General features: G+C 33.7%; 23 protein-coding genes and 3 pseudogenes. 12 read left to right on the forward strand and 14 right to left on the reverse strand.

Features of this window, described 5'->3' with window-relative positions:
* Window positions 1-19 precede the first annotated feature (19 nt).
* From AAGE00_RS07940 to AAGE00_RS04165, 5 genes are all read right to left on the reverse strand, one after another.
* Window positions 20-247, reverse strand: a complete 228-nt coding sequence (locus AAGE00_RS07940; RefSeq protein WP_082246108.1) for an ankyrin repeat domain-containing protein — start codon at window positions 245-247, stop codon at window positions 20-22.
* Window positions 248-250: 3 nt separating this feature from the next.
* Complete coding sequence (locus AAGE00_RS04150; RefSeq protein ID WP_007551899.1) at window positions 251-382, reverse strand: ankyrin repeat domain-containing protein; 132 nt, start codon at window positions 380-382, stop codon at window positions 251-253.
* Between the two features lie 296 nt (window positions 383-678).
* Complete coding sequence (locus AAGE00_RS04155) at window positions 679-1,056, reverse strand: helix-turn-helix transcriptional regulator (RefSeq protein WP_341815159.1); 378 nt, start codon at window positions 1,054-1,056, stop codon at window positions 679-681.
* A gap of 40 nt (window positions 1,057-1,096) precedes the next feature.
* Window positions 1,097-1,429 carry a helix-turn-helix domain-containing protein gene (locus AAGE00_RS04160; protein WP_264685158.1) on the reverse strand — a complete coding sequence of 111 codons (333 nt, stop codon included), beginning with the start codon at window positions 1,427-1,429 and terminating at the stop codon, window positions 1,097-1,099.
* A gap of 43 nt (window positions 1,430-1,472) precedes the next feature.
* Window positions 1,473-2,426 carry a hypothetical protein gene (locus tag AAGE00_RS04165; RefSeq protein WP_341815160.1) on the reverse strand — a complete coding sequence of 318 codons (954 nt, stop codon included), beginning with the start codon at window positions 2,424-2,426 and terminating at the stop codon, window positions 1,473-1,475.
* Window positions 2,427-2,603: 177 nt separating this feature from the next.
* On the opposite strand from AAGE00_RS04165, the gene AAGE00_RS04170 reads away from it, so the two are divergent.
* From AAGE00_RS04170 to AAGE00_RS04185, 4 genes are all read left to right on the forward strand, one after another.
* Entirely contained in the window at window positions 2,604-3,350 is a 747-nt protein-coding gene (locus AAGE00_RS04170) for a hypothetical protein (protein WP_341815161.1), read from the forward strand.
* Between the two features lie 325 nt (window positions 3,351-3,675).
* Window positions 3,676-5,343: a recombinase family protein gene (locus tag AAGE00_RS04175; protein WP_264704331.1), complete on the forward strand. Its 1,668-nt coding sequence runs from the start codon at window positions 3,676-3,678 to the stop codon at window positions 5,341-5,343.
* Between the two features lie 82 nt (window positions 5,344-5,425).
* Window positions 5,426-5,653 carry a hypothetical protein gene (locus AAGE00_RS04180; RefSeq protein ID WP_341815162.1) on the forward strand — a complete coding sequence of 76 codons (228 nt, stop codon included), beginning with the start codon at window positions 5,426-5,428 and terminating at the stop codon, window positions 5,651-5,653.
* Window positions 5,654-5,744: 91 nt separating this feature from the next.
* Window positions 5,745-6,668: a helix-turn-helix transcriptional regulator gene (locus AAGE00_RS04185; protein WP_341815163.1), complete on the forward strand. Its 924-nt coding sequence runs from the start codon at window positions 5,745-5,747 to the stop codon at window positions 6,666-6,668.
* 123 nt (window positions 6,669-6,791) lie between these two features.
* Here AAGE00_RS04185 and AAGE00_RS04190 read toward each other — a convergent pair whose 3' ends face one another.
* The 4 genes from AAGE00_RS04190 to AAGE00_RS04205 form a co-directional block, all read right to left on the reverse strand.
* Window positions 6,792-7,700: a patatin-like phospholipase family protein gene (locus tag AAGE00_RS04190; RefSeq protein ID WP_265024773.1), complete on the reverse strand. Its 909-nt coding sequence runs from the start codon at window positions 7,698-7,700 to the stop codon at window positions 6,792-6,794.
* Window positions 7,701-7,715: 15 nt separating this feature from the next.
* Window positions 7,716-7,937 carry a hypothetical protein gene (locus AAGE00_RS04195; protein ID WP_341815164.1) on the reverse strand — a complete coding sequence of 74 codons (222 nt, stop codon included), beginning with the start codon at window positions 7,935-7,937 and terminating at the stop codon, window positions 7,716-7,718.
* A 66-nt stretch (window positions 7,938-8,003) separates the two neighbouring features.
* Window positions 8,004-8,534, reverse strand: a complete 531-nt coding sequence (locus AAGE00_RS04200) for an ankyrin repeat domain-containing protein (protein WP_265024771.1) — start codon at window positions 8,532-8,534, stop codon at window positions 8,004-8,006.
* A 52-nt stretch (window positions 8,535-8,586) separates the two neighbouring features.
* Window positions 8,587-8,829, reverse strand: a complete 243-nt coding sequence (locus tag AAGE00_RS04205) for a hypothetical protein (protein ID WP_341815165.1) — start codon at window positions 8,827-8,829, stop codon at window positions 8,587-8,589.
* Between the two features lie 102 nt (window positions 8,830-8,931).
* On the opposite strand from AAGE00_RS04205, the gene AAGE00_RS04210 reads away from it, so the two are divergent.
* Window positions 8,932-9,891, forward strand: a complete 960-nt coding sequence (locus AAGE00_RS04210; RefSeq protein WP_341815149.1) for an IS5 family transposase — start codon at window positions 8,932-8,934, stop codon at window positions 9,889-9,891.
* A 319-nt stretch (window positions 9,892-10,210) separates the two neighbouring features.
* On the opposite strand, the gene AAGE00_RS04215 is transcribed toward AAGE00_RS04210, so the two are convergent.
* The 3 genes from AAGE00_RS04215 to AAGE00_RS04225 form a co-directional block, all read right to left on the reverse strand.
* Window positions 10,211-12,955 carry an ankyrin repeat domain-containing protein gene (locus AAGE00_RS04215; protein ID WP_341815166.1) on the reverse strand — a complete coding sequence of 915 codons (2,745 nt, stop codon included), beginning with the start codon at window positions 12,953-12,955 and terminating at the stop codon, window positions 10,211-10,213.
* A gap of 26 nt (window positions 12,956-12,981) precedes the next feature.
* The gene (locus AAGE00_RS04220) at window positions 12,982-13,929 is read right to left on the reverse strand and encodes an IS5 family transposase (protein WP_341815167.1); all 948 of its coding nucleotides are present in this window, start codon (window positions 13,927-13,929) and stop codon (window positions 12,982-12,984) included.
* Window positions 13,930-14,088: 159 nt separating this feature from the next.
* The gene (locus tag AAGE00_RS04225) at window positions 14,089-19,629 is read right to left on the reverse strand and encodes an ankyrin repeat domain-containing protein (protein WP_341815168.1); all 5,541 of its coding nucleotides are present in this window, start codon (window positions 19,627-19,629) and stop codon (window positions 14,089-14,091) included.
* Between the two features lie 580 nt (window positions 19,630-20,209).
* On the opposite strand from AAGE00_RS04225, the gene AAGE00_RS04230 reads away from it, so the two are divergent.
* Window positions 20,210-20,380, forward strand: a complete 171-nt coding sequence (locus AAGE00_RS04230; protein WP_264953188.1) for a hypothetical protein — start codon at window positions 20,210-20,212, stop codon at window positions 20,378-20,380.
* On the opposite strand, the pseudogene AAGE00_RS04235 reads toward AAGE00_RS04230, so the two are convergent.
* Window positions 20,375-21,075 (reverse strand): annotated as a pseudogene (locus AAGE00_RS04235) (IS6 family transposase). The gene AAGE00_RS04230 and the pseudogene AAGE00_RS04235 sit on opposite strands and share 6 nt — an antisense overlap.
* Before the next feature lie 89 nt (window positions 21,076-21,164).
* On the opposite strand from AAGE00_RS04235, the pseudogene AAGE00_RS04240 reads away from it, so the two are divergent.
* From AAGE00_RS04240 to AAGE00_RS04260, 5 genes and pseudogenes are all read left to right on the forward strand, one after another.
* Window positions 21,165-21,821, forward strand: a pseudogene (locus AAGE00_RS04240) (terminase gpA endonuclease subunit); the annotation flags it as partial.
* Window position 21,822: 1 nt separating this feature from the next.
* Complete coding sequence (locus AAGE00_RS04245; RefSeq protein ID WP_213863749.1) at window positions 21,823-22,056, forward strand: gpW family head-tail joining protein; 234 nt, start codon at window positions 21,823-21,825, stop codon at window positions 22,054-22,056.
* Window positions 22,057-22,095: 39 nt separating this feature from the next.
* Complete coding sequence (locus tag AAGE00_RS04250) at window positions 22,096-22,383, forward strand: hypothetical protein (RefSeq protein WP_007302904.1); 288 nt, start codon at window positions 22,096-22,098, stop codon at window positions 22,381-22,383.
* A 93-nt stretch (window positions 22,384-22,476) separates the two neighbouring features.
* On the forward strand, window positions 22,477-22,674 hold the full coding sequence (locus tag AAGE00_RS04255) for a type II toxin-antitoxin system RelE family toxin (RefSeq protein WP_019078751.1): 198 nt from the start codon (window positions 22,477-22,479) through the stop codon (window positions 22,672-22,674).
* A 128-nt stretch (window positions 22,675-22,802) separates the two neighbouring features.
* Window positions 22,803-24,206 (forward strand): phage portal protein, encoded by a 1,404-nt coding sequence (locus AAGE00_RS04260; RefSeq protein WP_213863747.1) that lies wholly within the window; start codon window positions 22,803-22,805, stop codon window positions 24,204-24,206.
* Between the two features lie 83 nt (window positions 24,207-24,289).
* Here AAGE00_RS04260 and AAGE00_RS04265 read toward each other — a convergent pair.
* Window positions 24,290-24,990: pseudogene (locus AAGE00_RS04265) on the reverse strand (IS6 family transposase).
* 502 nt (window positions 24,991-25,492) lie between these two features.
* Here AAGE00_RS04265 and AAGE00_RS04270 point away from each other — a divergent pair.
* Window positions 25,493-26,452 (forward strand): IS5 family transposase, encoded by a 960-nt coding sequence (locus AAGE00_RS04270; RefSeq protein ID WP_341815149.1) that lies wholly within the window; start codon window positions 25,493-25,495, stop codon window positions 26,450-26,452.
* Window positions 26,453-26,461: the final 9 nt, after the last annotated feature.

Consider the following 26,461-nt stretch of genomic DNA (forward strand, 5'->3'; position numbering starts at 1 on the left):
TTATATTCTATGAGAAATTCTACAGATGGTAAATGGCCTTCCTTGGCAGCATAGTAGACTGATCTGTAGTTTTAGAATTATTAATATTAGAATTATTAATAAATGATTCTTGTTGTTGCTTTTCTATTAGAAGCTTTACAATTCCTAGATATCCTTTATTGGTAGCATAATGCAAAGGAGTCCAATTGTTTTTACCTTTTGTACCAACTTCTACTCCCTTATTAAGAGAAAATTTTACAATATCGATATTTCAAAAATCAGCTGCAATATGAATAGGCTTGTTTTCGTCATTAGTTTTAGCGTTAAAACTTACACCTTTATTATTTACTAAAAATTTTGTTACTTCTAAGCTATCAAACTTAGCTGGATGGTGCACAGCCACCTTGACCAAAAAATCATCCCCCTATCGCGTTCTTATCATTATGCCTTATACGCTGTATTACACCTTCAGATATAGTCATTGCTAACCTCCAACATCCTTGCTAATAAACCCTCGCTAAAACTGCCGAAAAGACTTTATAAGTTAATATTCTAAATCTCAATATTTCATGGTGCAGGTTTTTATTTTAAAACATTATACTTTGTGTAGGGTATAACTACACGCATCAAAGTGAAAGAAAAGCAAAATGATGAAGAAAATGAAAGTTTAAGTTTTCTTCAACGACTCAAGGAGAGAATTTATGCTTTAAAGCCTGTATTAGCAAGAGCCTTAATCACTAAATGAACAATGTCACGCAGAGTTTCATCCTCAATTTTTCTATATTCCCTCACTAGCCTTGATATTTCTTCGCTGCCTACATCGCTATGGAAGGCCTTATCATGTAAGTCTTCAGAGGCTTTGGTAAAAAAATACGACATATCAACCGATAGTACTTCTGCTAATTTATATAACCTATCAACTACAAGCCTAATCTCTCCGCTTTCATATCCTTGTACATGCTGGAATGAAATTTCAAGCTTTTTTCCTAAGTCTCTTTGACTAAAACCACACATTAGCCTTCTTTTCCTTATTCTTTCACCTATTTGTTTATCAATAGGATGTTGTTTATCTTGCACAATCACTTATTAATACCTTAACTTGTATATTAAAGTAGTACTAACTTTCATTATAACTTTGAGAAAAAGATTTTACCAATGTATAAACTACACTACGTAACCTTTTGCCTTTAATTTCATTATATCCTTTGACTAACTTTAGTATTTCTTCATCATAAGCTTCATGTGAGTCAGTGTGCATATCAGTAAAAAAGTTAGCAACATCTATCGATAGTGCTTTTGCTAAATCATATAATCTACTGGCCAAAACACAATTTGAACCATTTTCGTACTTTTGTATCTGTCTATACGAAACACCTATTCTCTTTCCCAATTCGGTCTGTGTCAAAGCACGATCTAACCTAAGTTGTTTTATTTTTTTACCTAATTGCACTTTTCACCTCTTATTCAAATTTACAACAAATTTTATGAAAAAGCTAGCAAAGTAATTGCTTTAATAATTTCTGCCTCTCGCTAATTAAATCGTTTGGCCTTACGTATTTTTTCTCAATTTCCCTCATCTCTTTTTCTCGTTCTGCAATGCTATTTCGTATTACTTCAGCCGAGTATCTGCTTTTGCCACTTGCAAACTCTGATCTTAATCTTCTAACCTTGTATTCGAGCTCAGCAAATCTTTCGTGTTGCTCAAGAAGTTCTATCATATGACTAATTTCAGAGTTTAGCTTTTTTTCCTCAACATCTTTCACAATAAAAGAAAGCAGAAGCTTATCTATTTGGTAATCAATATTTGGTTGGGTAGCAAACAGATTGATCATAGCTTTTACATCAGTAGGATTTGCAACTAATAAGCTAAAATTACTACATAAAAAACTATAGAACTTTATCGTCTTCACAAGATAATTTTTCATATCTTGTGATAATTGCAATTCTTTGTGAATTCCTGATAACGATATTTTTAATTCTTCCAAATATTTCGTATCAAAATTACTTACTTTTTCAGGTACAAGAATCATGAGCAGCTTTTTTATGAGCTCAACATCATTTGACTTAACTGCATTATAAAGAGCTTTATCCTTATCTTTTTTTAAATCATAAAGCTCTGATGAGTTATCTATACTGAATAAATAGTTTGCTACGTCAGTGTTTCCTTGAGGAGAATAGATCAGAATATCCAATTCTCTTAGCGGGTGGTCATCATTAAACTTTTCTAGTAACTGCTTATCGGTAGTTTCCTCTATTGCTAAAGCAGCTTTACTGATCTTTTTCAGTTCAGAAACATTATCTCTTGAATTTTCAAGTATGTCTTTAGCCTTGTCTAGCAGCTGCTCATATAGAATTATTTTTTCTTCATTATCAAGTAGCTGACAATGCTTCTTCAACTTTTCAGTGGAGTAAGACAAGAGATCCATTTCTTTCAGTTTTACAATCATAATACCCAACTTTGATTGAAATTGAAATAATTTTTACAAGATGTGTTTTTCTAGTGTAAATGCCCGTAAAACTTGTTATTATAATATACAGTAAATTAATAAGTCGTATAATATTAACAATTAAATAATATTTATCACGATATGATCGAATAGTAATTAGATTAAGTGAGAGTTACAATGAAAAAAATAAATAGTAAAAGATTGTCTAGTAAAATGTTAAAAGCGGTAGAGCGAATAGCAAAAGAAGGATTATTGCCTAATTTAATAAAAGCTGCTCCAACAGCGAATAAAAAGATTAGTAAATTACCTGTCTTAACATATCCTGAGAAGCTCAATCCATTTCGATCAGCTTTATGCAGGACAAGACTAAGTGAATATGAAAATATGAAACTAAATGAATTCCTGGAAAAAGCTATTGCAGCTAAAAATATAAACGAGTTAAGTAAAGTTATCGATGAAGCTTTGGACTTAGGAATAAGAATAAATGCTGCCAATGAAGATGGCTTTAGCTTCGCTAACGTTACAATGTTTAAGATTTATCGTGATGAATTCAAAGGAAATAAACAAGAAGATATAATCAGGAAGTTAGCCTTAAATGGAGCAGAATTTAATGTACAAGTTGATAAGAAAATAACTGAAAAAGTGCAAAAAGAAATTGAGCCACAAATATATAATCTACTCAAAAAGCTCAGGGAAGTTGGAGAGAACGCTACTATAGAAGGGACTGTTGAAAATGTAGAAATCGATAATAAGACCTTCTATATTGAATTTTCACATAGCTGCATAGTTGATGTTGCAAAAGTTATAGAAGGTGCAAAAAACTTGGGCCTGAGCAAGGGAGATTTAAATCTTGGTGGCAATATCCTAAAAATAGGTGATGGTGAAGTTGAAGTGAAAACTGGAAAAGATGGAAAAAGAGACTAAGTGGATATATCGGATAACAGCGCTTTTACACTACCGACAATGTTGCAAAAAACATAAAAATAAAACTAGAGAAAACCATTTCTCGAAAACTTCTGTGTCCAGAACCAAGAGTCCGATTTACTTATAGCGCTAATAATCAATTAACCATCGGCTTTAAGGAATGATATGAACATATTATTTCAAGGAAAAGTCATGAGAAACAAGAGATTAGCTATCCAAATTAGCTGTAGCTATGAACCTAATCGGTTAGCAGAACAATGCTTATCAGATGCTTATGAAAAGGTAGTGTCAAAGGAAATAAGTCAAAAAAACTTAAAACATAAAAATGGGATTCAAGGAGGGTCAAATGGTAACAGTATGTTTATATGCGAGAGTTTCTTCGGGGAAACAAGTAGAAGGAAATACGATAGAAAGTCAAATTGCAGCTTTAGAGAAGCAAATTAATCTGGACGGATACAGATTGTTAAGTGAGTATAAATTTATTGATAACGGCTACAGTGGATCTCATTTAGTCCGCCCTGATTTAGAAAAATTACGTGATAAAGTAACAGAAGGTAAAATTGATAAGATTTACATTCATTCTCCTGATCGTTTATCTAGAAAATATGCATATCAAATGGTGCTGATTGAAGAATTTGAAAAAGCAGGAGCAAAAGTGGTTTTTTTAAATTATGAGATTAACGGTAACCCAGAATCTCAATTACTGTTACAAATGCAAGGTATGATAGCAGAATATGAACGTGCGAAAATTATGGAACGAAGTCGTCGTGGTAAAATCTATGCAGCTAACAAAGGCTATGTAAATGTAATGGGAGGAGCTCCTTATGGTTATCGTTATATAGATAAGCATATGGGAGGAGGACAAGCTTTATTTGAGATTAACGAAAAAGAAGCTGATGTCGTTCGTAAAGTATTTTTGTGGATAGGCAGAGAAAGAACAAGTATTGGGGAAGTATGTCGTCGGCTAAATACTATGTCCATTAAGACACAAAAAGGAAAAGAACGCTGGAATAAAGGTACAATTTGGAGTATGTTGAAAAACCCTGCTTACAAAGGACAAGCAGCTTTTGGTAGAAGAAGGTTAGGAGTAAGATTAAAGCAAGTAAGACCACAGAAAGGCTCTTGTGAGCAGCCAAAAAGTAACCACTCTGTCTATCCTGTTGAAAAAGCAAATTGGATTTATATTAAAGTGCCAAATATAGTAGATGAAGATATATTTGATATTGTTCAAGAACAATTAGCTGAAAATAGAAAAGTAGCAAGGACAAGAAAAAGAGGAGCAAAGTACTTACTACAAGGTTTAGTCATATGTAAGCGTTGTAATTACGGATGTTACGGAACTTGCATGAGAAGTAGACGAGAAGAAGAAGGTGGTCATTATGCATATTACCGTTGTAGTGGTAAAGATTCTTACCGTTTTGGTGGTAATAAGATTTGTGACAATAAACCCATTCGCTCAGATGCATTAGAAACAGCTGTGTGGGAAGAGGTTAAGCAGTTATTGAAAAATCCAAACAGGATTTTAGAAGAATACAAGCGTAGGCTTTCAGAACTAAAAAAATCATCATTGGATCAAAAAAGTGACCTGCTAGAGAAACAAGAAAATAAATTAAAACGTGGTATTGCTAGACTTATCGATAGTTATGCTCAAGAATATATCAATCAAGAGGAATTTGAACCACGAATTAAAGCAATGAAACAAAGCTTAAAAACAATTAAAGAAGAGAAGAAAAAGATATTTTATCAAAAGGAATTAGAACAGGAGGTAACTCTGGTTGTGGCCAATTTAGAAGACTTTTCTTCCAATATTACGTTAAACCTTGATAACGCAGACTGGTTAACTAAACGTGATATTATCAGAACATTGGTCAAGAGAATTGAAATTAACCTTGAGGACGTAAATGTGGTATTTCGCGTAAAAGAGCTACCGAACTCTTCTGGACATAATGGAAAGGAAAATAAAAATTTGCAACATTGTCGTAGGTGTATTTGAAATAACATTTCCTACAAGTATTGGTAGCCTAAAAATTGTAGTATACCATAATGCGGAAAATGACAGTCAAGTAGAGGTCAGAGTGGCAGATAAAGAAATGTGGTCTGAACTACAAAAGAGAGGGGAAAATATAGGAAAAGGGTGTTTTTTTGGAGGAATGACGGTCACAGAAGCGGTAGAAAAAGGAAGTTTTCCTAGGAGTGGCAAGTGGAGTAAAGATAAGGTTGAAAAGACAATTAGTAATAGCGAAACATTATCGTGGGTTGATAAGGTATGTGGAGGTAGTAAAGAAACTTCTCGGAAACTTTAAACGAAGGGAGGTTTTCTTCCCTTCTTACTTACAACCATAAAATTGAAAAAGGCTTTCTAACAGATGTTTATTTCGGTAAAATTGTTACGATATGGCAAATATCTCTATAAGATACAAAATAGCACAAAAAGTAAGAAGCTGGAGGCTAAAACAAAAGTATACCCTAAAAGATTTAGTAGATAAAACCGGCATAAAATATCATACATTGCTAAGATATGAGCAAGGAGCATGTGGCATTCCAACTAAAAAATTAAAAGTAATAGCGGAAGCATTATCAGTTCATGTTGGCAGCTTATTTCCTAGACAAAAAGTACTGAGAGAAAATTGTTCTTTTAACAAAGAATGGATGATAGCAAAAATAAAGGGACAAGAATCATGCAAGTTGATTCGCGACTTAACTGGGTTTATTCAAGCTGAAGAGGAAAATAATGTAAAAGCTGCAAGGGTAAGCATGGCCAAGAACTTAGCGAAAGTAGGGTTTGATAATGATATTATCTATCGGGCAACTGGTTTATCAACTGAAGAATATGATGAGAAAAAAGGCTCTGAGCATTCAAACGAAGGACAAGAGATAAAAAAATGGAGAATAATAAGGGGATATACTCAAGAGGATTTAGCAAGAGAGCTAGATATAGGACCATCACAGATACATCACTATGAACAAGGTAGTGTTACTATTTTAAGCGAAAGATTATGGGAAATAGCAGAGAAGTTATCAGTGAATGCTGAAGATCTGATGAAGAAGTATGAAGAAGATAATTGCAAAGCAGAAAACGAGCTATTAAGTTGGGTGAGAGAGTCTAAAAAAATTGACAATCAAGAATCACGAGATGAACTGGATATATGGGTAGAATTTTTATCGCAAAGAAAGCAAGTTTACAAAGAAAAGATTTATAAAGCAGAGGCAATAAAAGTTGCGAATAATTTACGTATGTTGGACGTTTCTATTGATGCTATTTCTAAAATAGCAGATTTATCTATTGAGGAGCTTGAAAATTATGCTTTCAAAACTTAGCCTGGGTTAAAAACAGCGATAGTTTATTGACTCAGAAATAATATATTAAGATATAAATAAAAGTAGTTAATATATCTACTCTAAACTCTTGTTTAGCTCTGCAGAATTTGGCATCTCTACTTATCAAGATATAACATCACAGAATTTATCTATCAGTTCCTGATTGTCCTCTATCATTGCCTTTGCCTCTTGCTGAAGAGATTTGATATTTTTTGATGTAATATTATCCATGTCAGGTGATGCTATTTTTAGTTGCGATTGTATGCGTATATATTTATCACCTATAACTTGATCAAGTTGGTAATTTACTGCATCTAAACTTGAGGCAAACATCACATGTAGTAGTGGTTTTATCCAGCCTATTTTTCCCAATCTCTTTGAATTGGCTATGCTTCTATCTGTTCTGCCAGTACCTATCGATAACAGTAGAATATCATCATTTGGAAATAACCTCTTACCACTTGCATATGCACAAGCCGCTGGATTATTGGCAAAAACCCCTCCATCCACTAATACTCTGTCTATCTGGTTGATTTTTAGATGTTTTGGTATGAAATAAGTAGGTGCAGCTGTTGTAGCTCTGAGTGCATCTTTCAGCTTAATATTACCTTCTTTCCAGCTTTTGAAGAAAAATGGACAATTATTGTTAATATCGTAACTTGTGATTAGCAAATTACTTAATGTCTTTTTTAGAATATCCTCTCCAAAATATTTATCCAGTACAGATTCAATATTTTTATGTGGATATTGTGCGCAGTGAAACCAAGATAGTATTGATCGCCTAAAAAATGAAGACTTAAAAATATATGGTCCATATTCCCGATAGAACTCGACTAAATCATTAGCAGAATATTGAGGTTTATCTTTTTTACATAATCCTGCTACAACAATTCCACCAGTTGAGGTTCCTGCGATCAGATCAAAGATTTCAGCTATCGGTTTCTTTGCCATCTTTTCTATTTCTGCTAGAATAATGGCTGGTATTATGCCCCTTATGCCTCCGCCATCAACAGACAAGATATATCTAGTCATTGTAAAATTCAGTCGTTATTTGTGTTTGTGAATAGCTTCAAGTTCGTTGACTTCTTCAGTGAGGTTTTTCACTCTCTCTTCAAGTCGATAGACTATTTCTATTAGTCCTTGGTTTTTTTCTATAAATTTATCATTGATTTGTACACGTAAGTCGAGTTTTGCCAACCACCATATGAACCCTATAGTCTGTACAGCTGTTGTTATTATTACCGCTATTGGGATTTTTTGCTTTTTCATGTAAGAATATTAATCCATTATGGATAGTTTTGGAAGTTTATATACAGATTATAGAAACTTATAGCTTCAGTGATTACTCTTTGTTGATTCGTATCGATCCTCTGCTTCTGCAAGTAGCTTAATGATTTCTCTGTAAGGTTTATCTTTATTGTGCCTTGATCTTAGTACAGCTACATCTCTTGGGTTTTTCCCATCTGTGTCTCTAATGGTAGGGTCTGCACCTTTGTCTAATAAAAACTTAATAACTTCTAGGTGTCCTTCACCTGCAGCGTGATGTAAAGCTATTCTTTTAAATGCATTTCTATCAAGTGCGTTTATATTTACTTTTTCCTCTTCTATTAAAAATCTGATAATGTCTAAACATCCTTTTCTTGCTGCAAAATGTAACGTTGTTCCACTCAAGTTTGGAGCCATGTCTTTTACTAAAAGTTTTACTATTTCTAAGTTGCAATTATTAGTAGCCACTTGTAATGTTTTGTTATAATTATCTGCAGCTTTAGATCTTTGGTAGCAATAAGTAATAACAACACATACCATTAATATTATAAACCATACAAAATGTATTTTTTCCTTTTCATTACATTTCAGTTGACTCATATTCAGTAGTTTCTTTACATTGAATAGACTATATACTTATTTTTCCTTAACGTTACTTACTCAAAGATGCTGATAACATAGTAAGGTAGCCTGAGCTATTTAGAGTATGCTCCGCTCTATTAACTATCCATTCACCATCTACCGCTTGGTTAAAGTCTATAAGATTAAGTTTAGCTTCTGCAAAAATTTGAGGATTACCAGGCATAGTTATATCTAAAGTTTCATTGTTACGCTTCAATTGTTTCAACTTGGCATTTGCTGCACTCAGCGCTGACTCTGCATGGCTTTGTTGCATAGCTAGTGTTGGTTGAGGTTATTGTAAGAAGAAAAGCTTTTTAATATATGGCTACTAACGAATTTTGTTGTAAAATAGGCATTTTTCAAACAAGTACAACTTATGCCACAAAAAATGAGAGTAAGTAACCAAAGAGAATATAACGAGTTTCTCAAAAAAAGAGGAAATGTTTTTCATTTTGTTAATCAAGCCATAGAAAATTGGTATGAAAATAGTCCAAAAGTTGCAGGTGGCAATAACACTTATAGTGATAAAGTTGTAATTTTAATACACATAATAGTTCATCTTTTTAGAATTGGCTTGAGACAAGCTGTAGGTTTTGTAAAAGGTTATATGGTACAAATAGGCAAAAAACTTAAGATTATCAGCTATACACAAGCTTCCAGAAGATTTAAAAAGCTTAATTTGAAGATTGATGACCATAGAAGCAATAAAGATGATCTGGAAAATGTTGAAATTGCCGTAGATAGCACTAGAGTTAGTATCTACAATAATAACGGTGGGCATAGTAAGCTTAATATTCGAAAAAGAAAATACAGTGGTTATGGTCAAGTAAGAAAATTACATGTTGTTTTAAACATAAATGATAAGAAAGCAATAAGCATGAACTACACTAGTGGTGTTGCTGTAGACTATTTGCCGGTCTGCGATATGTTAGAAGAAGTCAGTGATAAATATAACATTTGTTCTATTCGAGCAGATGCGGCTTATGATATAAAAAGTGTGTATAAAGAATGCAGAAAATACAATATTGTGCCTATTATTCGCCCTAGGAAGGATACTAAAATTTGTTTAGCTGACTACTTATCAGAAAGAAACAAGTATATTAGTAGAATTAGGTCATATGAGAATTATGAAGATGGTATTAATGAATGGAAGAAAAAAGTTAAGTATGGAGCACGGTCTTATATTGAAGTCTTTTTCTATAGGTTGAAGCAAATATTTGGGTTTGGCTTGAAAAATAAATCAGAGGTAAATCGTGAAAAAGAGCTGTTAATTAAGTGCTACTTATTGAACAAATTTACTGATATAGGTATGGCTGAATTTAAATTAGCTGCGTAAATTCACTGTGATTTACATGCCTATCAGTGCTATGCAACAAAGCCATTAAGAGTCTAATGAACTGTGTAAAATAGCTATAAAGATTGCACATAGAATTATATAAATTAATATCATAACGTTACCCAAACTTCTATATCAAAGCTACGTGCTGTAAGTTCAATATGGAAAACACATTAACCACTTAGCATTTTATGTCTACTTCATCCATTTTAGTATTAGGACCATCAAACTTGGTCTGGTATCCCTAATTATTTTGGCTACCTTCACTTTAAATTTTCCACTACTTGGCATATTATAGCTGCACCTCTTATATTATAACCTACCTATTGATATTACCTCCAAGTTTGGTTACTCCTATCTCAGAAAGACAAGTTGATACTTTTGAATGGCTGTGAACTGAAGCATTACTTAAATAACTTTGAGGCTCTAAACTCATTTGCTTTGTATCATCAACTTCTAATCTACCATCTCTGTTGTGTAATATCTGCTCTATTGATTGATTTAGCAGGCCCTTATCAAATTGCGCTATAAGTTTGTCAAATTTCTTCGGACTTAATTTACCAGCTTCTCCGCCAGGACATGCTTTCTCTATATGTGAGTTTAAAATTCCTGAAATCTCATTATATTTACCTCTTATGATTTTTCTTTTAACTTCTTGCTGTATTTCCACAAAATCAATATTTAATCGATGCATTGATATGCCACTTCTTAATGCAGCTTGATTTACTACTTTCTCAAATCCCTCTGTAATATTTAATGCATAGCCCTGTGCTTCTAATGGTGGTATAGACTGACCTACCGTGGAAATATACTTTTGACCCGTGACCTTTCTAACCAGCACATCAAGTAATAGTATTGTACCATCTACATCCATCGGTTGTGATATTGAACTTTTAGTATTTAATTTTTCCTCAGACAGAGTAGCTCTCGAACCTAATAACCCACTCATAGAGCTTTTCACCCAACTAAATAAACAGTTTATCCACGAAGATGGCTTACTTGCCCCACTTGCAGCTTGATTATTATTTTCCCTGTTATAGTCTATCTTATTACTCTGTAATGAATTATCTGATACAAGCTCATTATAATAGTAGTGCAAATCTTCAATCTCTTTTGGTAATTCTTTAGATTCGATACTACGACGGCTACGAAGAGCACCTTCTGACTTAAAGTATTTTATTATATCTAAACGATTAAGCTTAGTAGCTATGTTCAGAGGAGTGTCGCCATCACTGTTTTTAACATTAACATCAGCTCCTTCTTTTATGAGATATTTTACTATATTCAAGTGATCAAATTTAGCAGCAAAATGCAAAGAAGTATAACTATCATTACTCTTAGCATCAACATTGGCTCCTCTGTCTAAAAGCTCTTTTACTACTTTTAACTGACCATAGCTCGCAGCCAAGTGTAGAGGAGTACAATCATCATTGTTTTTAGCATTGATCCTAGCTCCTTTGTCTAAGAGTTTTTTTACTGCGCTCAAATGACCATTCAGAGCAGCCAGATGTAGAGGAGTGGAGTCATCATTGTTTTGGGCATCAATCCTAGCTCCTTTTTCTAATAAAAAGCCTATCAGACCTGAGTTATTATCCTGAGCAGCATAATGTAGTAACATATAACCACTCTTATCTTTGTAACCTAAAAGAAAATTTACTACTTCTGACTTATTTTCGTTGTTTGCCAATTCTAAGGGCGTTAAACCATCATTGTTTTTAGCATAAATTTTAGCTCGTTCATCTAAAAGCTTTTCTACTACTTCTAAATGACCATGCTCTGCAGCCATATGCAGAGGAGTAGAGCCTCTGTTATTTTTAGCATTAATATCAGCTCCCATATCTAAAAGCTTTTCTAATACTTCTAAATGACCATACCTTGCAGCTACATGCAGAGGAGTATAACCTCTGTTATTTTTAGCATTAATCTTACTCCCCCTATCTAAAAGCTTTTCTAATACTTCTAAATGACCATACCTTGAAGGTACATGCAGAGGAGTATCTCCACTATTATCTTTAGCATTAATATCAGCTCCTTTCTCTAGAAGCTTTTTTACTACCTGTAATTTACCATTTAAAGTAGCCAAGTGCAGAGGAGTATTTCCACTATTATCTTTAGCATTAATATCAATTCCTTTTTCTAATAAAAAGCCTATGAGACTTGGGTCATTATCTAAAGTAGTATAATGCAACAACGTATAACCGTTCTTATTTTTGTAACTTAAAAGGAAATTTACTATTTCCAACTTATTTTCATTATCTGCTAATACCAAAGGCGTTAAACCATCATTGTTTCTAGCATCAACCTTAGCTCCCATATCTAAAAGTTCTTTTACTATATCTAAATGACCTGTGAAAGCAGCCAAGTGCAGAGAAGTATAACCAGCATTATTCTTAGCATCAATCTTAGCTCCTTTCTCTAGAAGCTTTTCCAACACATTTAAACGATCATACTTTGCAGCCATATGCAGAGGAGTAGAGCCTCTGTTATTTCTAGCATCAACCTTAGCTTTCCTATCTAAAAGCTTTTCTAATACCTGTAATTTACCATTTAGAGCAGCCGTATGTAGAGGAGTATTACCTTTATTGTCTTTAGCATCAACCTTAGCTTTCCTATCTAAAAGCTTTTCTAATACCTGTAATTTACCATTTAGAGCAGCCGTATGCAGAGGAGTATTTCCACTATTATCTTTAGCATTAATATCAGCCCCTTTTGTCAATAAAAGATCTACTAAATCTGAGTTATTATTCTTAGCAGCATAATGCAGCAACGTATAACCGTTCTTATCCTTGTAACCTAAAAGAAAATTTACTACTTCTGACTTATTTTCGTTGTTTGCTAATTCCAAAGGTGTTAAACCATCACTGTTTTTAGCATCAATATCAGCCCCTTTCTTTAGAAGCTTTTTTACTACATTTAAATGACCATGCTCTGCAGCCATATGCAGAGAAGTGTAACCATCATTATCCTTAGCATTAGTATCAGCCCCCTTATCTAATAAAAGGTCTACTAAATCCGAGTTATTATTCTTAGCAGCATAATGCAGCAAGGCTTTGTTGCATAGCACTGATAGGCATGTAAATCACAGTGAATTTACGCAGCTAATTTAAATTCAGCCATACCTATATCAGTAAATTTGTTCAATAAGTAGCACTTAATTAACAGCTCTTTTTCACGATTTACCTCTGATTTATTTTTCAAGCCAAACCCAAATATTTGCTTCAACCTATAGAAAAAGACTTCAATATAAGACCGTGCTCCATACTTAACTTTTTTCTTCCATTCATTAATACCATCTTCATAATTCTCATATGACCTAATTCTACTAATATACTTGTTTCTTTCTGATAAGTAGTCAGCTAAACAAATTTTAGTATCCTTCCTAGGGCGAATAATAGGCACAATATTGTATTTTCTGCATTCTTTATACACACTTTTTATATCATAAGCCGCATCTGCTCGAATAGAACAAATGTTATATTTATCACTGACTTCTTCTAACATATCGCAGACCGGCAAATAGTCTACAGCAACACCACTAGTGTAGTTCATGCTTATTGCTTTCTTATCATTTATGTTTAAAACAACATGTAATTTTCTTACTTGACCATAACCACTGTATTTTCTTTTTCGAATATTAAGCTTACTATGCCCACCGTTATTATTGTAGATACTAACTCTAGTGCTATCTACGGCAATTTCAACATTTTCCAGATCATCTTTATTGCTTCTATGGTCATCAATCTTCAAATTAAGCTTTTTAAATCTTCTGGAAGCTTGTGTATAGCTGATAATCTTAAGTTTTTTGCCTATTTGTACCATATAACCTTTTACAAAACCTACAGCTTGTCTCAAGCCAATTCTAAAAAGATGAACTATTATGTGTATTAAAATTACAACTTTATCACTATAAGTGTTATTGCCACCTGCAACTTTTGGACTATTTTCATACCAATTTTCTATGGCTTGATTAACAAAATGAAAAACATTTCCTCTTTTTTTGAGAAACTCGTTATATTCTCTTTGGTTACTTACTCTCATTTTTTAAAGTTAAGTATGGAGCACGGTCTTATATTGAAGTCTTTTTCTATAGGTGGCATAAGTTGTACTTGTTTGAAAAATGCCTATTTTACAACAAAATTCGTTAGTAGCCATATATTAAAAAGCTTTTCTTCTTACAATAACCTCAACCAACACTAGCTATGCAACAAAGCCATGCAGCAACATATAACCATTCTTATCCTTGTAACCTAAAAGAAAATTTACTACTTCTGACTTATTTTTGTTGTTTGCTAATTCTACAGGTGTTAAACCATCACTATTTTTAGCATCAATATTAGCCCCTTTTTCTAAAAGCTTTCTTACTACATCTAAATGACCATTTAGAGCAGCTTCGTGTATAGGATAACCGATGTTATTCTTAACATCAATTTTAGCTCCCTTGTCTAAAAGTTTTTCTACTATATTTAAATAACCATATCTTGCAGCTACATGCAGAGGAGTATAGCCATAATTGTCTTTAGCATTAATATCAGTCCCTCTATCTAAAAGCTTCTCTACTACATTTAGATGATCTTTGAAAGAAGCTACATGCAGAGGAGTATAGCCATAATTGGCTTTAGCATTAATATCAGCCCCTCTATCTAAAAGTTCCTCTGCTACATTTAGATGATCTTTGAAAGAAGCTACATGCAGAGGAGTACAGCCATAATTGTCTTTAGCATTAACATCAATCTCTTTTTCTAATAAAAAGCCTATGAGACTTGGGTCATTATCTAAAGCAGTATAATGCAACAACGTATAACCGTACTTATCTTTGTAACCTAAAAGAAAATTTACTACTTCTGACTTATTTTCGTTGTTTGCCAATTCTAAGGGCGTTAAACCATCATTGTTTTTAGCATCAACCTTAGCTTCTCTATCTAAAAGCTTTTCTACTACTTCTAAATGACCATGCTCTGCAGCCATATGAAGAGGAGCAGAGCCTCTGTTATTTTTAGCATCAACCTCAGCTCCCATATCTAAAAGCTTTTCTAATACTTCTAAATGACCATGCTCTGCAGCCATATGCAGAGGAGCAGAGCCTCTGTTATTTTTAGCATCAACCTTAGCTCCCATATCTAAAAGCTTTTCTAATACTTCTAAATGACCATGCTCTGCAGCCATATGAAGAGGAGTAGAGCCTCTGTTATTTTTAGCATCAACCTTAGCTTCTCTATCTAAAAGCTTTTCTACTACTTCTAAATGACCATGCTCTGCAGCCATATGAAGAGGAGCAGAGCCTCTGTTATTTTTAGCATCAACCTCAGCTCCCCTATCTAAAAGCTTTTCCAGCACATTTAAACGATCATACTTTGCAGCCATATGAAGAGGAGTAGAGCCTCTGTTATTTTTAGCATCAACCTTAGCTTCCCTATCTAAAAGCTTTTCTAATACCTGTAATTTACCATTTAGAGCAGCCGTATGTAGAGGAGTATTACCTTTATTGTCTTTAGCATTAACATCAGCTTCCCTATCTAAAAGCTTTTCTAATACATTTAAATGACCGTATCTTGCAGCTACATGTAGAGGAGTACAACCTTTATTATCTTTAGCATTAATATCAGCCCCTTTTGTCAATAAAAGATCTACTAAATCTGAGTTATTATTCTTAGCAGCATAATGCAGCAACGTATAACCGTACATACCTTTGTAGCTTACAAGAAAATTCACTACTTCTGACTCATTTTCGTTGTTTGCCAATTCTAAGGGCGTTAAACCATCATTGTTTTTAGCATCAACCTTAGCTTTCCTATCTAAAAGCTTTTCTAATACCTGTAATTTACCATTTAGAGCAGCCGTATGCAGAGGAGTATTTCCACTATTATCTTTAGCATTAATATCAGCCCCTTTTGTCAATAAAAGATCTACTAAATCTGAGTTATTATTCTTAGCAGCATAATGCAGAAACGTATAACCGTTCTTATCCTTGTAACCTAAAAGAAAATTTACTACTTCTGACTTATTTTCGTTGTTTGCTAATTCCAAAGGTGTTAAACCATCACTGTTTTTAGCATCAATATCAGCCCCTTTCTTTAGAAGCTTTTTTACTACATTTAAATGACCATGCCCTGCAGCCATATGTAGAGAAGTGTAACCATCATTATCCTTAGCATCAATATCAGCCCCTTTCTCTAGAAGCTTTTTTACTGCATTTAACTTACCATAACTTACAGCTACATGCAGAGGAGTAGAACCATCATTATTCTTAGCATCAATATCAGCCCCTTTATCTAATAACAAGCCTATCAAATCTTGGCCATCAGCATAAGCAGCATAATGCAGCAACATATAACCGTACTCATTTTTGTAGCTTATAAGAAAAACTACTATCTCTGATCTACCTTCATTGTTTGCTAATTCTAAGGGCGTTAAACCATCATTGTTTTTAGCATCAATATCAGCCCCTTTCTCTAGAAGCTTTTTTACTACATTTAAATGACCATGCCCTGCAGCCATATGTAGAGAAGTGTAACCATCATTATCCTTAGCATCAATATCAGCTCCTTTGTCTAATAAAAAGTCTACTAAATCTGAGTTATTATTTTCAGCAGCATAATGCAGCAACGTATAACCGTACATACCCTTGTAGCTTACAAGAAAATTCACTACTTCTGACTTATCTTCGTTGTCTGCTAATTCCAAAGGTGTTAAATCATCACTGTTTTTAGCATCAATATCAGCCCCTTTCTCTAGAAGCTTTTTTACTACATTTAAATGACCATGCCCTGCAGCCATATGTAGAGAAGTGTAACCATCATTATCCTTAGCATCAATATCAGCCCCTTTCTCTAGAAGCTTTTTTACTGCATTTAACTTACCATAACTTGCAGCTACATGCAGAGGAGTAGAACCATCATTATTCTTAGCATCAATATCAGCCCCTTTATCTAATAACAAGCCTATCAAATCTTGGCCATCAGCAAAAGCAGCATAATGCAGCAACATATAACCGTACTCATTTTTGTAGCTTATAAGAAAAACTACTATCTCTGATCTACCTTCATTGTTTGCTAATTCTAAGGGCGTTAAACCGTCACTGTTTTTAGCATCAATATCAGCCCCTTTCTCTAGAAGCTTTTTTACTACATTTAAATGACCATGCCCTGCAGCTACATGTAGAGGAGTACAACCTTTATTGTCTTTAGCATTAATATTAGCCCTTTTCGTTAGTAAAAAGTCTATAAAATTTGGATCATTAGCTAAAGCAGCATAATGTAGTAATGTATAACCGTACTCATTTTTGTAGCTTATAAGAAAAACTACTATCTCTGATCTACCTTCATTGTTTGCTAATTCCAAAGGTGTTAAACCATCATTGTTTTTAGCATTAATATCAGCCCCTTTCTCTAGAAGCTTTTTTACTACATTTAAATGACCATATCTTGCAGCTACATGTAGAGGAGTACAACCTTTATTGTCTTTAGCATCAATATCAGCCCTTTTCTTTAATAAAAGGTCTACTAAATCTGAGTTATTATTCTTAGCAGCATAATGCAGCAACGTATAACCATTTTTATCTTTGTAACCTAAAAGAAAATTTACTACTTCTGACTTATTTTCATTATTTGCAAGTTCTAAAGATGTTAAACCATCATTATTTTTAATATCAATCTCAGCTCCCTTGTCTAAAAACTTTTTTACCATATTTAAATGACCACTCAGAATAGCAATGTATAAAGGAGTAGAGCCATAATTGTTTCTAGCATCAATATCAGCCCCTTTCTCTAATAAAAGGTCTACTAAATCTGAGTTATTATTCTTAGCAGCATAATGCAGCAACGTATAACCGTACTTATCTTTGCAACCTAAAAGAAAACTTACTATTTCTGACTTATTTTTGTTGTTTGCTAATTCTACAGGTGTTAAACCATCATTATTTTTAGCATCAATTTTAGCTCCCTTATCTAAAAGCTTTTCTACTACATTTAAATGACCATATCTTGCAGCTACATGTAGAGGAGTACAACCTTTATTGTCTTTAGCATTAATATTAGCCCTTTTCTCTAATAAAAGGTCTACTAAATCTGAATTATTATTCTCAGCAGCATAATGCAGCAACGTATAACCGTTCTTATCTTTGTAGCTTATAAGAAAAACTACTATCTCCGACCTATCTTCATTGTTTGCTAGTTCTAAAGGCGTTAAACCATCGTTGTCTTTAGCATCAATTTTAGCTCCCTGATCTAAAAGCTTTCTTACCATATCTAAATGACCATACCTTGTAACCAGATGCAGAGGAGTAGAATTATCGTTATCCTTAGCATTAATATCAGCCCCTTTTGTCAATAAAAAGTCTATAAAATTTGGATCATTAGCTAAAGCAGCATAATGTAGTAATGTATAACCGTACTCATTTTTGTAGCTTATAAGAAAAACTACTATCTCTGATCTACCTTCATTGTTTGCTAATTCCAAAGGTGTTAAACCATCATTATTTTTAGCATCAATTTTAGCTCCCTTATCTAAAAGCTTTTCTACTACATTTAAATGACCATATCTTGCAGCTACATGTAGAGGAGTACAACCTTTATTGTCTTTAGCATTAATATTAGCCCTTTTCTCTAATAAAAGGTCTACTAAATCCGAGTTATTATTCTTAGCAGCATAATGCAGCAACATATAACCATTCTTATCCTTGTAACCTAAAAGAAAATTTACTACTTCTGACTTATTTTTGTTGTTTGCTAATTCTACAGGTGTTAAACCATCACTATTTTTAGCATCAATATTAGCCCCTTTTTCTAAAAGCTTTCTTACTACATCTAAATGACCATTTAGAGCAGCTTCGTGTATAGGATAACCGATGTTATTCTTAACATCAATTTTAGCTCCCTTGTCTAAAAGTTTTTCTACTATATTTAAATAACCATATCTTGCAGCTACATGCAGAGGAGTATAGCCATAATTGTCTTTAGCATTAATATCAGTCCCTCTATCTAAAAGCTTCTCTACTACATTTAGATGATCTTTGAAAGAAGCTACATGCAGAGGAGTATAGCCATAATTGTCTTTAGCATTAATATCAGCCCCTCTATCTAAAAGTTCCTCTGCTACATTTAGATGATCTTTGAAAGAAGCTACATGCAGAGGAGTACAGCCATAATTGTCTTTAGCATTAACATCAATCTCTTTTTCTAATAAAAAGCCTATGAGACTTGGGTCATTATCTAAAGCAGTATAATGCAACAACGTATAACCGTACTTATCTTTGTAACCTAAAAGAAAATTTACTACTTCTGACTTATTTTCGTTGTTTGCCAATTCTAAGGGCGTTAAACCATCATTGTTTTTAGCATCAACCTTAGCTTCTCTATCTAAAAGCTTTTCTACTACTTCTAAATGACCATGCTCTGCAGCCATATGAAGAGGAGCAGAGCCTCTGTTATTTTTAGCATCAACCTCAGCTCCCATATCTAAAAGCTTTTCTAATACTTCTAAATGACCATGCTCTGCAGCCATATGCAGAGGAGCAGAGCCTCTGTTATTTTTAGCATCAACCTCGGCTCCCCTATCTAAAAGCTTTTCTAATATTCCTAAACGACCATATCTTGCAGATAAATGCAGAGAAGTACAACCATCATTATCCTTAGCATTAATATCAGCTCCCATATCTAGAAGCTTTTCTACCATATCTAAATCACCATACCTTGCAGCTATATGCAGGAAAGTGTAGCCTTTACCGTCTTTTAGCATTAACATTACCCACTCCCTTAAGAGGCTCTTCAATCTTAAATTCAATAATAAGATAATACTCTATTTCTACTATCTTTAATAATATAATCATTTTTAGAACTCAAAACCAACTGTTGTGAGAAGTGTTTGTTTTGGGATGGTTTGGTCTACCGCTAGATCCGTGCGAACTTTTCTTTATATCAATTTATTATATAGTAAAAGCAGCTATATTAGCCTACTTCAGCCATATTTACATGCGAACCAATTTACTTGGCTTTGTTGCAAAAATTTCAAGCTTCTATTTTCATAACGCAGCTTTTGCTTAAATTGTTCTCACAAATATACGATCTTTTTATGTTTTTTGGAGAAAGTAAATAATTCAATTCCTTATAACACTAATTAGTATGGTCTTTTCATTAAATTTATCCTTTCAAAAAGACTATGCTTTATTCACCTGCTTTAATGGTATTATAATATTTTACACCTAAACCTACTCTATAAAAATTCACAATACGAATTAGTAAATAGATTATATTCAAATTGATTGTATTTATGATATATAGCGCATACAATATATTACTTGTTTATTTTAGTAGGGGGTATAGGTATGTTTAGTTTTAAGCAGGTAGTACAATATAATTTATTTGGTAGTAACGACCTTGAAGGCAATTCATCTTGTGAATTTGAAGATTTTCCTGAAGAGGTATTTGAGAGGTTCTGTCGCATCTATAAATTGTGGTACAAGAAGATCGTTAAACTGGGATTATGGGAGTTATAGAGCAATTAGCATAGCAAAATTCTCAAAAGTAGAAACATTATCATTAGCCCCGATAATTTGTCTTTTTTGAATCATACGAATATTTTCTATGCCGGTAATGGTAATCTTTGCGGAGTGGAAGCTCTTAAAACCAAGCATTGGCTTTATTCGTTTTTTGATAAATCTATGATCTTGTTCGACAATATTATTTAGATATTTTATTTGAAAAACCATGATTCTACAATCTTCAGAAATTTCTGTATTCAAATCATCAAGAGCAGCAGTATTACTGCCGCTTTTATCAATTACTACTTTCTCAGGAAGGTTATTCTCTCTAAAGGCTTTACGAAAGAACGCAAGTGCCGCAGACTTGTCTCTACGAGCACACAACAGAAAGTCTACAGTATTACCAATAGTGCTCTGTATAGATAAACCCATTTGCCGTTTAATTTAACGTAGGTCTCGTCCATTCTCCAGCTACTGCCAACCTGCTTCTTCCTTTTCCTTACCGCTTCATCTATCAGTGGCACAAATCTGATAACCCACCTTTGTAACGTAGCATGATCAATTTTTGCTCCCCTTATACTCAGCATTTCTTCCAAATCTCAATAGCTCAAAGAGAATCTACATTTCATATATACAGATAACATTATTATCTCTGCTGAAAAGCTAAATCCTTTGAAATATGGCAATAATTTTGAACTAATACGAAACATCTTTGCTTTTTTTTTAGATGATCATATCACTTCTTTTCTACTTTCCTACAAATGTTACATACCAGGATTTATAGATGCGACAGAACCCAATAGACTACCGAGTATTTGAAGGAGATACAGGAGTAGGAGAAGTATGGGGAAAGCTTTCAGAGTTACTCAATCATCATTTTATCGGTGAAAATGATCTTGAATATATGATAAGCATGATGGCAGTTGATGCAGGGTATGCAACGCAGGAAGTTTACAACTGGGTGAGAAGTCATCAAGGGTCTGGAAGAGTAATGGCAGTGAAAGGTGTAAATAAAGCACTAGTGCCGCTGAGTAGCCCAAGTAGAGTTGATATAACAGTTGGTGGTCAAAAGCTAAAGAGAGGAATAAAGCTCTGGCCAGTAGGAGTATCGATATTAAAGTCAGAGCTTTTTCAATTACTTAATGTTTTAAAAAACGGGGAAAAAGAAAAAGTGCCAGCAGGATATTGTCATTTTCCTGAGTATGCACCTGAATATTTTAAGCAACTAACGGCAGAGCAATTAGTCAGCAAAGTAGTAAAAGGATACACTAAACAAGAGTGGCAGAAGGTAAGAGAAAGAAATGAAGTACTAGATTGCCGAATTTACGCAAGAGCAGCATCGATAGCACTGGGAGTAGACAGATGGCCAGAGAGTAAATGGAATAGTTTAAGTGGAAAAATGGAAAGCAAAAAGCCTAAAAAAGTGAGGCAAAGTAAATGGTTGAATGAGAAGTAAAATGTACAATCAAGAATATTTAAGTCAAGTCGAAGAAGCGATAAAGAAGCTGCAAAACGGAGAGCGAGTAGTATCAATTGCATATGGTGACCATGTTGTGAGATATGCTGAAGTTCAGATAAATGACCTGCTAAGCTTAAGACAACGTATTAAAGCTGAACTGAAAGTTGCAGGTGTGAGACCGAAGAGAAGAATTGTGATTGCGACAAGTAAGGGGATTGACAAAATTGTGTAAAAATGTTATAGTTTAAAATTGGTATTTTCTAGTTAAAATATGGATCAAAGTCAAGAAAGGCTTAATGTTAATGTAAATTTTGAGGGGGAATTTGCTCACTACCTTATAGAAATGGCAAAAGTTCAAAATAGAACTATAGGAGAAGTTGTAAAGGACCTAGTGGAAGAAGAAATTGAAGCAAGCAAATTATCTGAAGAAGATGATGAAATAGATGAAGTAGATATAAAGTTGGCTAAGCTTTCTCTTGAGCGTGATGCTAGAGGTGATGAAGAAATTAGAAGTGAGGATGTAGATTGGAATAGAATATTATCTGCAAAAACAGTCTAAAGGTGGAGATACAAGCTGGGATACGATATTATCTATTCAAAAAGAGTTCTTGAGGAGGACTTTCTTGCATTACCACAAACGATAAGATCTAGAGTGAGAAGAGCTGTAGATAGTCGTCTTGCAACCAACCCTAAAGCAATAGGTAAAGCATTATCGCATGAATTCAAAGGGTATTTTAGGATACGAGTAAGTGATTATCGTGTAATTTATAGGATAAACTACTTAAAACACACAGTAACTATTACTGCAATGGGACATCGGAAGGACATTTATGAACGCAGCCCAGAATAAGCGTTGGTATTTGTGCAAGAGCCTCATGCATAATTTATAAAGTGTTAACAGCCAGACTCTCCAGCAGCTTGCTGTAATTTTTTAATGTCAAATTGCGCAACAAACTGCTGCATAATCAAAGAGGCAAAATGCTATTAAAATCGTTCAAACAACTATTTAGTAAGCCAAAGATAAAAGGCTCAGCGTGGGATGCAGCAGACTCAGGAAGAAGATTTTTTCACTTTCAACCAGAGTTAGGAAGTATAAACAATTTGCTGTCTCAAAGCCTTGAAACTTTACGTAGTAGATCACGTGATATGGTGAGAAAAAATCCTTACGCTGCAAATATAATTGATACGATAGTAAGTAACTCTATTGGAACAGGAATAAAACCACAATCAAAAGCAAGAGATGGAGAATTTCGAAAGAAAGTACAAGGATTGTGGCTGAAATGGACAGATGAAGCAGATAGCTGTGGAATAAGTGATTTTTATGGATTACAAGCTCTAGTATGCAGAAGTATGATAGAGGGAGGAGAGTGTTTTGTACGTTTAAGAACGAGAAAGCTGGAAGATAAATTTTCTGTACCATTACAACTGCAAGTACTTGAGTCTGAACATTTAGATAATAAAACAAATCAAACTTTAGGAAATGGTAATGTAATAAGAAACGGGATTGAGTTCAATAGACTTGGGCAAAGAGAAGCATATTACTTATTTAGAGAACATCCAGGAGAAGGCTCATTTGGAGAATCAGTGAGAGTGCCAGCAAATGATGTTTTACATATCTATAGACCATTAAGACCTGGGCAAATTAGAGGAGAGCCATGGCTTTCGAGTATACTTCTGAAACTTTATGAGCTTGATCAATATGATGATGCAGAGCTGGTGAGAAAGAAAACTGCAGCAATGTTTGCTGGATTTATTACGAGACTCGATCCTGAAGCAAATATTTTAGGAGAAGGCGAAGCAAATGAGCAAGGAGTAGCACTATCAGGTTTAGAGCCAGGAACAATGCAGCTTTTAGACCCAGGAGAAGACATAAAATTTTCAGAACCATCTGATGTTGGTGGAAGTTATGAAGCGTTCATGAGACAGCAGCTGAGAGCTATTGCAATAGGCACAGGAATAACATATGAGCAACTAACAGGAGATTTAACAGGTGTTAATTATTCATCTATTCGTGCAGGGTTAATAGAGTTCAGAAGAAGATGCTCAATGTTGCAGCATAATATTATGGTATATCAGTTTTGCAGACCTATATGGAATAGATGGCTAGAGCTTGCTCTTTTATCTGGAAAACTTTCTACAACAGATGATCAAACGCTGAAAGAAGTAAAATGGATATCTCAAGGGTTTGATTGGGTGGATCCACTGAAAGACCAACAAGCACAACAGATGGCAGTAAGAAATGGATTTAAGAGTCGCTCAGAAGTTGTTTCAGAATTGGGTTACGATGTAGAAGAAATTGATCAAGAAATAGCAGAAGATCAAAAGCGTGCTGATTCTTTCAACCTTCTCTTTGATTCTGATGTCAGGACACAAACAAAATAAATCTCATTTACATTATGAAAATTTGATTCTGTCGCATCTATAAATTGTGGTACAAGAAGATCGTTAAACTGGGATTATGGGAGTTATAGAGCAATTAGCATAGCAAAATTCTCAAAAGTAGAAACATTATCATTAGCCCCGATAATTTGTCTTTTTTGAATCATACGAATATTTTCTATGCCGGTAATGGTAATCTTTGCGGAGTGGAAGCTCTTAAAACCAAGCATTGGCTTTATTCGTTTTTTGATAAATCTATGATCTTGTTCGACAATATTATTTAGATATTTTATTTGAAAAACCATGATTCTACAATCTTCAGAAATTTCTGTATTCAAATCATCAAGAGCAGCAGTATTACTGCCGCTTTTATCAATTACTACTTTCTCAGGAAGGTTATTCTCTCTAAAGGCTTTACGAAAGAACGCAAGTGCCGCAGACTTGTCTCTACGAGCACACAACAGAAAGTCTACAGTATTACCAATAGTGCTCTGTATAGATAAACCCATTTGCCGTTTAATTTAACGTAGGTCTCGTCCATTCTCCAGCTACTGCCAACCTGCTTCTTCCTTTTCCTTACCGCTTCATCTATCAGTGGCACAAATCTGATAACCCACCTTTGTAACGTAGCATGATCAATTTTTGCTCCCCTTATACTCAGCATTTCTTCCAAATCTCAATAGCTCAAAGAGAATCTACATTTCATATATACAGATAACATTATTATCTCTGCTGAAAAGCTAAATCCTTTGAAATATGGCAATAATTTTGAACTAATACGAAACATCTTTGCTTTTTTTTTAGATGATCATATCACTTCTTTTCTACTTTCCTACAAATGTTACATACCAGGATTTATAGATGCGACAGAACCATTCAGGCGTAGCTTAACTTTAGAGTCCATTTACTTGCGGCTTTTATTGTTGATATACTTCCCACCATAATTGTAATAAGGTATATAAACTATCACAAGTACAAATTTCTATTTGATCTTACATTTTTATTGTAATAACCTATATGAATCACACATATCCCCATTGATGTTATTTCCCAGACAACTGGCCTCTCTCATTCTGAAATTTCACAACTCAAAGAAAAAACATAATATTCCTACTTATTCACTCCAACATTTATGAAAACCTTTCCTAAGTCGAACATACCCCCAATTAAGAGTGGCTTTGTTGCATAGCTAGTGTTGGTTGAGGTTATTGTAAGAAGAAAAGCTTTTTAATATATGGCTACTAACGAATTTTGTTGTAAAATAGGCATTTTTCAAACAAGTACAACTTATGCCACAAAAAATGAGAGTAAGTAACCAAAGAGAATATAACGAGTTTCTCAAAAAAAGAGGAAATGTTTTTCATTTTGTTAATCAAGCCATAGAAAATTGGTATGAAAATAGTCCAAAAGTTGCAGGTGGCAATAACACTTATAGTGATAAAGTTGTAATTTTAATACACATAATAGTTCATCTTTTTAGAATTGGCTTGAGACAAGCTGTAGGTTTTGTAAAAGGTTATATGGTACAAATAGGCAAAAAACTTAAGATTATCAGCTATACACAAGCTTCCAGAAGATTTAAAAAGCTTAATTTGAAGATTGATGACCATAGAAGCAATAAAGATGATCTGGAAAATGTTGAAATTGCCGTAGATAGCACTAGAGTTAGTATCTACAATAATAACGGTGGGCATAGTAAGCTTAATATTCGAAAAAGAAAATACAGTGGTTATGGTCAAGTAAGAAAATTACATGTTGTTTTAAACATAAATGATAAGAAAGCAATAAGCATGAACTACACTAGTGGTGTTGCTGTAGACTATTTGCCGGTCTGCGATATGTTAGAAGAAGTCAGTGATAAATATAACATTTGTTCTATTCGAGCAGATGCGGCTTATGATATAAAAAGTGTGTATAAAGAATGCAGAAAATACAATATTGTGCCTATTATTCGCCCTAGGAAGGATACTAAAATTTGTTTAGCTGACTACTTATCAGAAAGAAACAAGTATATTAGTAGAATTAGGTCATATGAGAATTATGAAGATGGTATTAATGAATGGAAGAAAAAAGTTAAGTATGGAGCACGGTCTTATATTGAAGTCTTTTTCTATAGGTTGAAGCAAATATTTGGGTTTGGCTTGAAAAATAAATCAGAGGTAAATCGTGAAAAAGAGCTGTTAATTAAGTGCTACTTATTGAACAAATTTACTGATATAGGTATGGCTGAATTTAAATTAGCTGCGTAAATTCACTGT

The organism is Wolbachia endosymbiont (group B) of Aricia artaxerxes (genome assembly GCF_964026975.1).
Lineage (GTDB): Bacteria > Pseudomonadota > Alphaproteobacteria > Rickettsiales > Anaplasmataceae > Wolbachia.

Bases quoted from the DNA above. Each gene is read 5' to 3' on its own strand.
- AAGE00_RS04165 (WP_341815160.1), bottom strand. From the start codon at position 2,426: ATGATTGTAAAACTGAAAGAAATGGATCTCTTGTCTTACTCCACTGAA.
- AAGE00_RS04170 (WP_341815161.1), top strand. From the start codon at position 2,604: ATGAAAAAAATAAATAGTAAAAGATTGTCTAGTAAAATGTTAAAAGCG.
- AAGE00_RS04175 (WP_264704331.1), top strand. From the start codon at position 3,676: ATGGGATTCAAGGAGGGTCAAATGGTAACAGTATGTTTATATGCGAGA.
- AAGE00_RS04185 (WP_341815163.1), top strand. From the start codon at position 5,745: ATGGCAAATATCTCTATAAGATACAAAATAGCACAAAAAGTAAGAAGC.
- AAGE00_RS04190 (WP_265024773.1), bottom strand. From the start codon at position 7,700: ATGACTAGATATATCTTGTCTGTTGATGGCGGAGGCATAAGGGGCATA.
- AAGE00_RS04195 (WP_341815164.1), bottom strand. From the start codon at position 7,937: ATGAAAAAGCAAAAAATCCCAATAGCGGTAATAATAACAACAGCTGTA.
- AAGE00_RS04200 (WP_265024771.1), bottom strand. From the start codon at position 8,534: ATGAGTCAACTGAAATGTAATGAAAAGGAAAAAATACATTTTGTATGG.
- AAGE00_RS04205 (WP_341815165.1), bottom strand. From the start codon at position 8,829: ATGCAACAAAGCCATGCAGAGTCAGCGCTGAGTGCAGCAAATGCCAAG.
- AAGE00_RS04210 (WP_341815149.1), top strand. From the start codon at position 8,932: ATGCCACAAAAAATGAGAGTAAGTAACCAAAGAGAATATAACGAGTTT.
- AAGE00_RS04220 (WP_341815167.1), bottom strand. From the start codon at position 13,929: ATGAGAGTAAGTAACCAAAGAGAATATAACGAGTTTCTCAAAAAAAGA.
- AAGE00_RS04225 (WP_341815168.1), bottom strand. From the start codon at position 19,629: ATGTTAATGCTAAAAGACGGTAAAGGCTACACTTTCCTGCATATAGCT.
- AAGE00_RS04230 (WP_264953188.1), top strand. From the start codon at position 20,210: ATGTTTAGTTTTAAGCAGGTAGTACAATATAATTTATTTGGTAGTAAC.
- AAGE00_RS04245 (WP_213863749.1), top strand. From the start codon at position 21,823: ATGTACAATCAAGAATATTTAAGTCAAGTCGAAGAAGCGATAAAGAAG.
- AAGE00_RS04250 (WP_007302904.1), top strand. From the start codon at position 22,096: ATGGATCAAAGTCAAGAAAGGCTTAATGTTAATGTAAATTTTGAGGGG.
- AAGE00_RS04260 (WP_213863747.1), top strand. From the start codon at position 22,803: ATGCTATTAAAATCGTTCAAACAACTATTTAGTAAGCCAAAGATAAAA.
- AAGE00_RS04270 (WP_341815149.1), top strand. From the start codon at position 25,493: ATGCCACAAAAAATGAGAGTAAGTAACCAAAGAGAATATAACGAGTTT.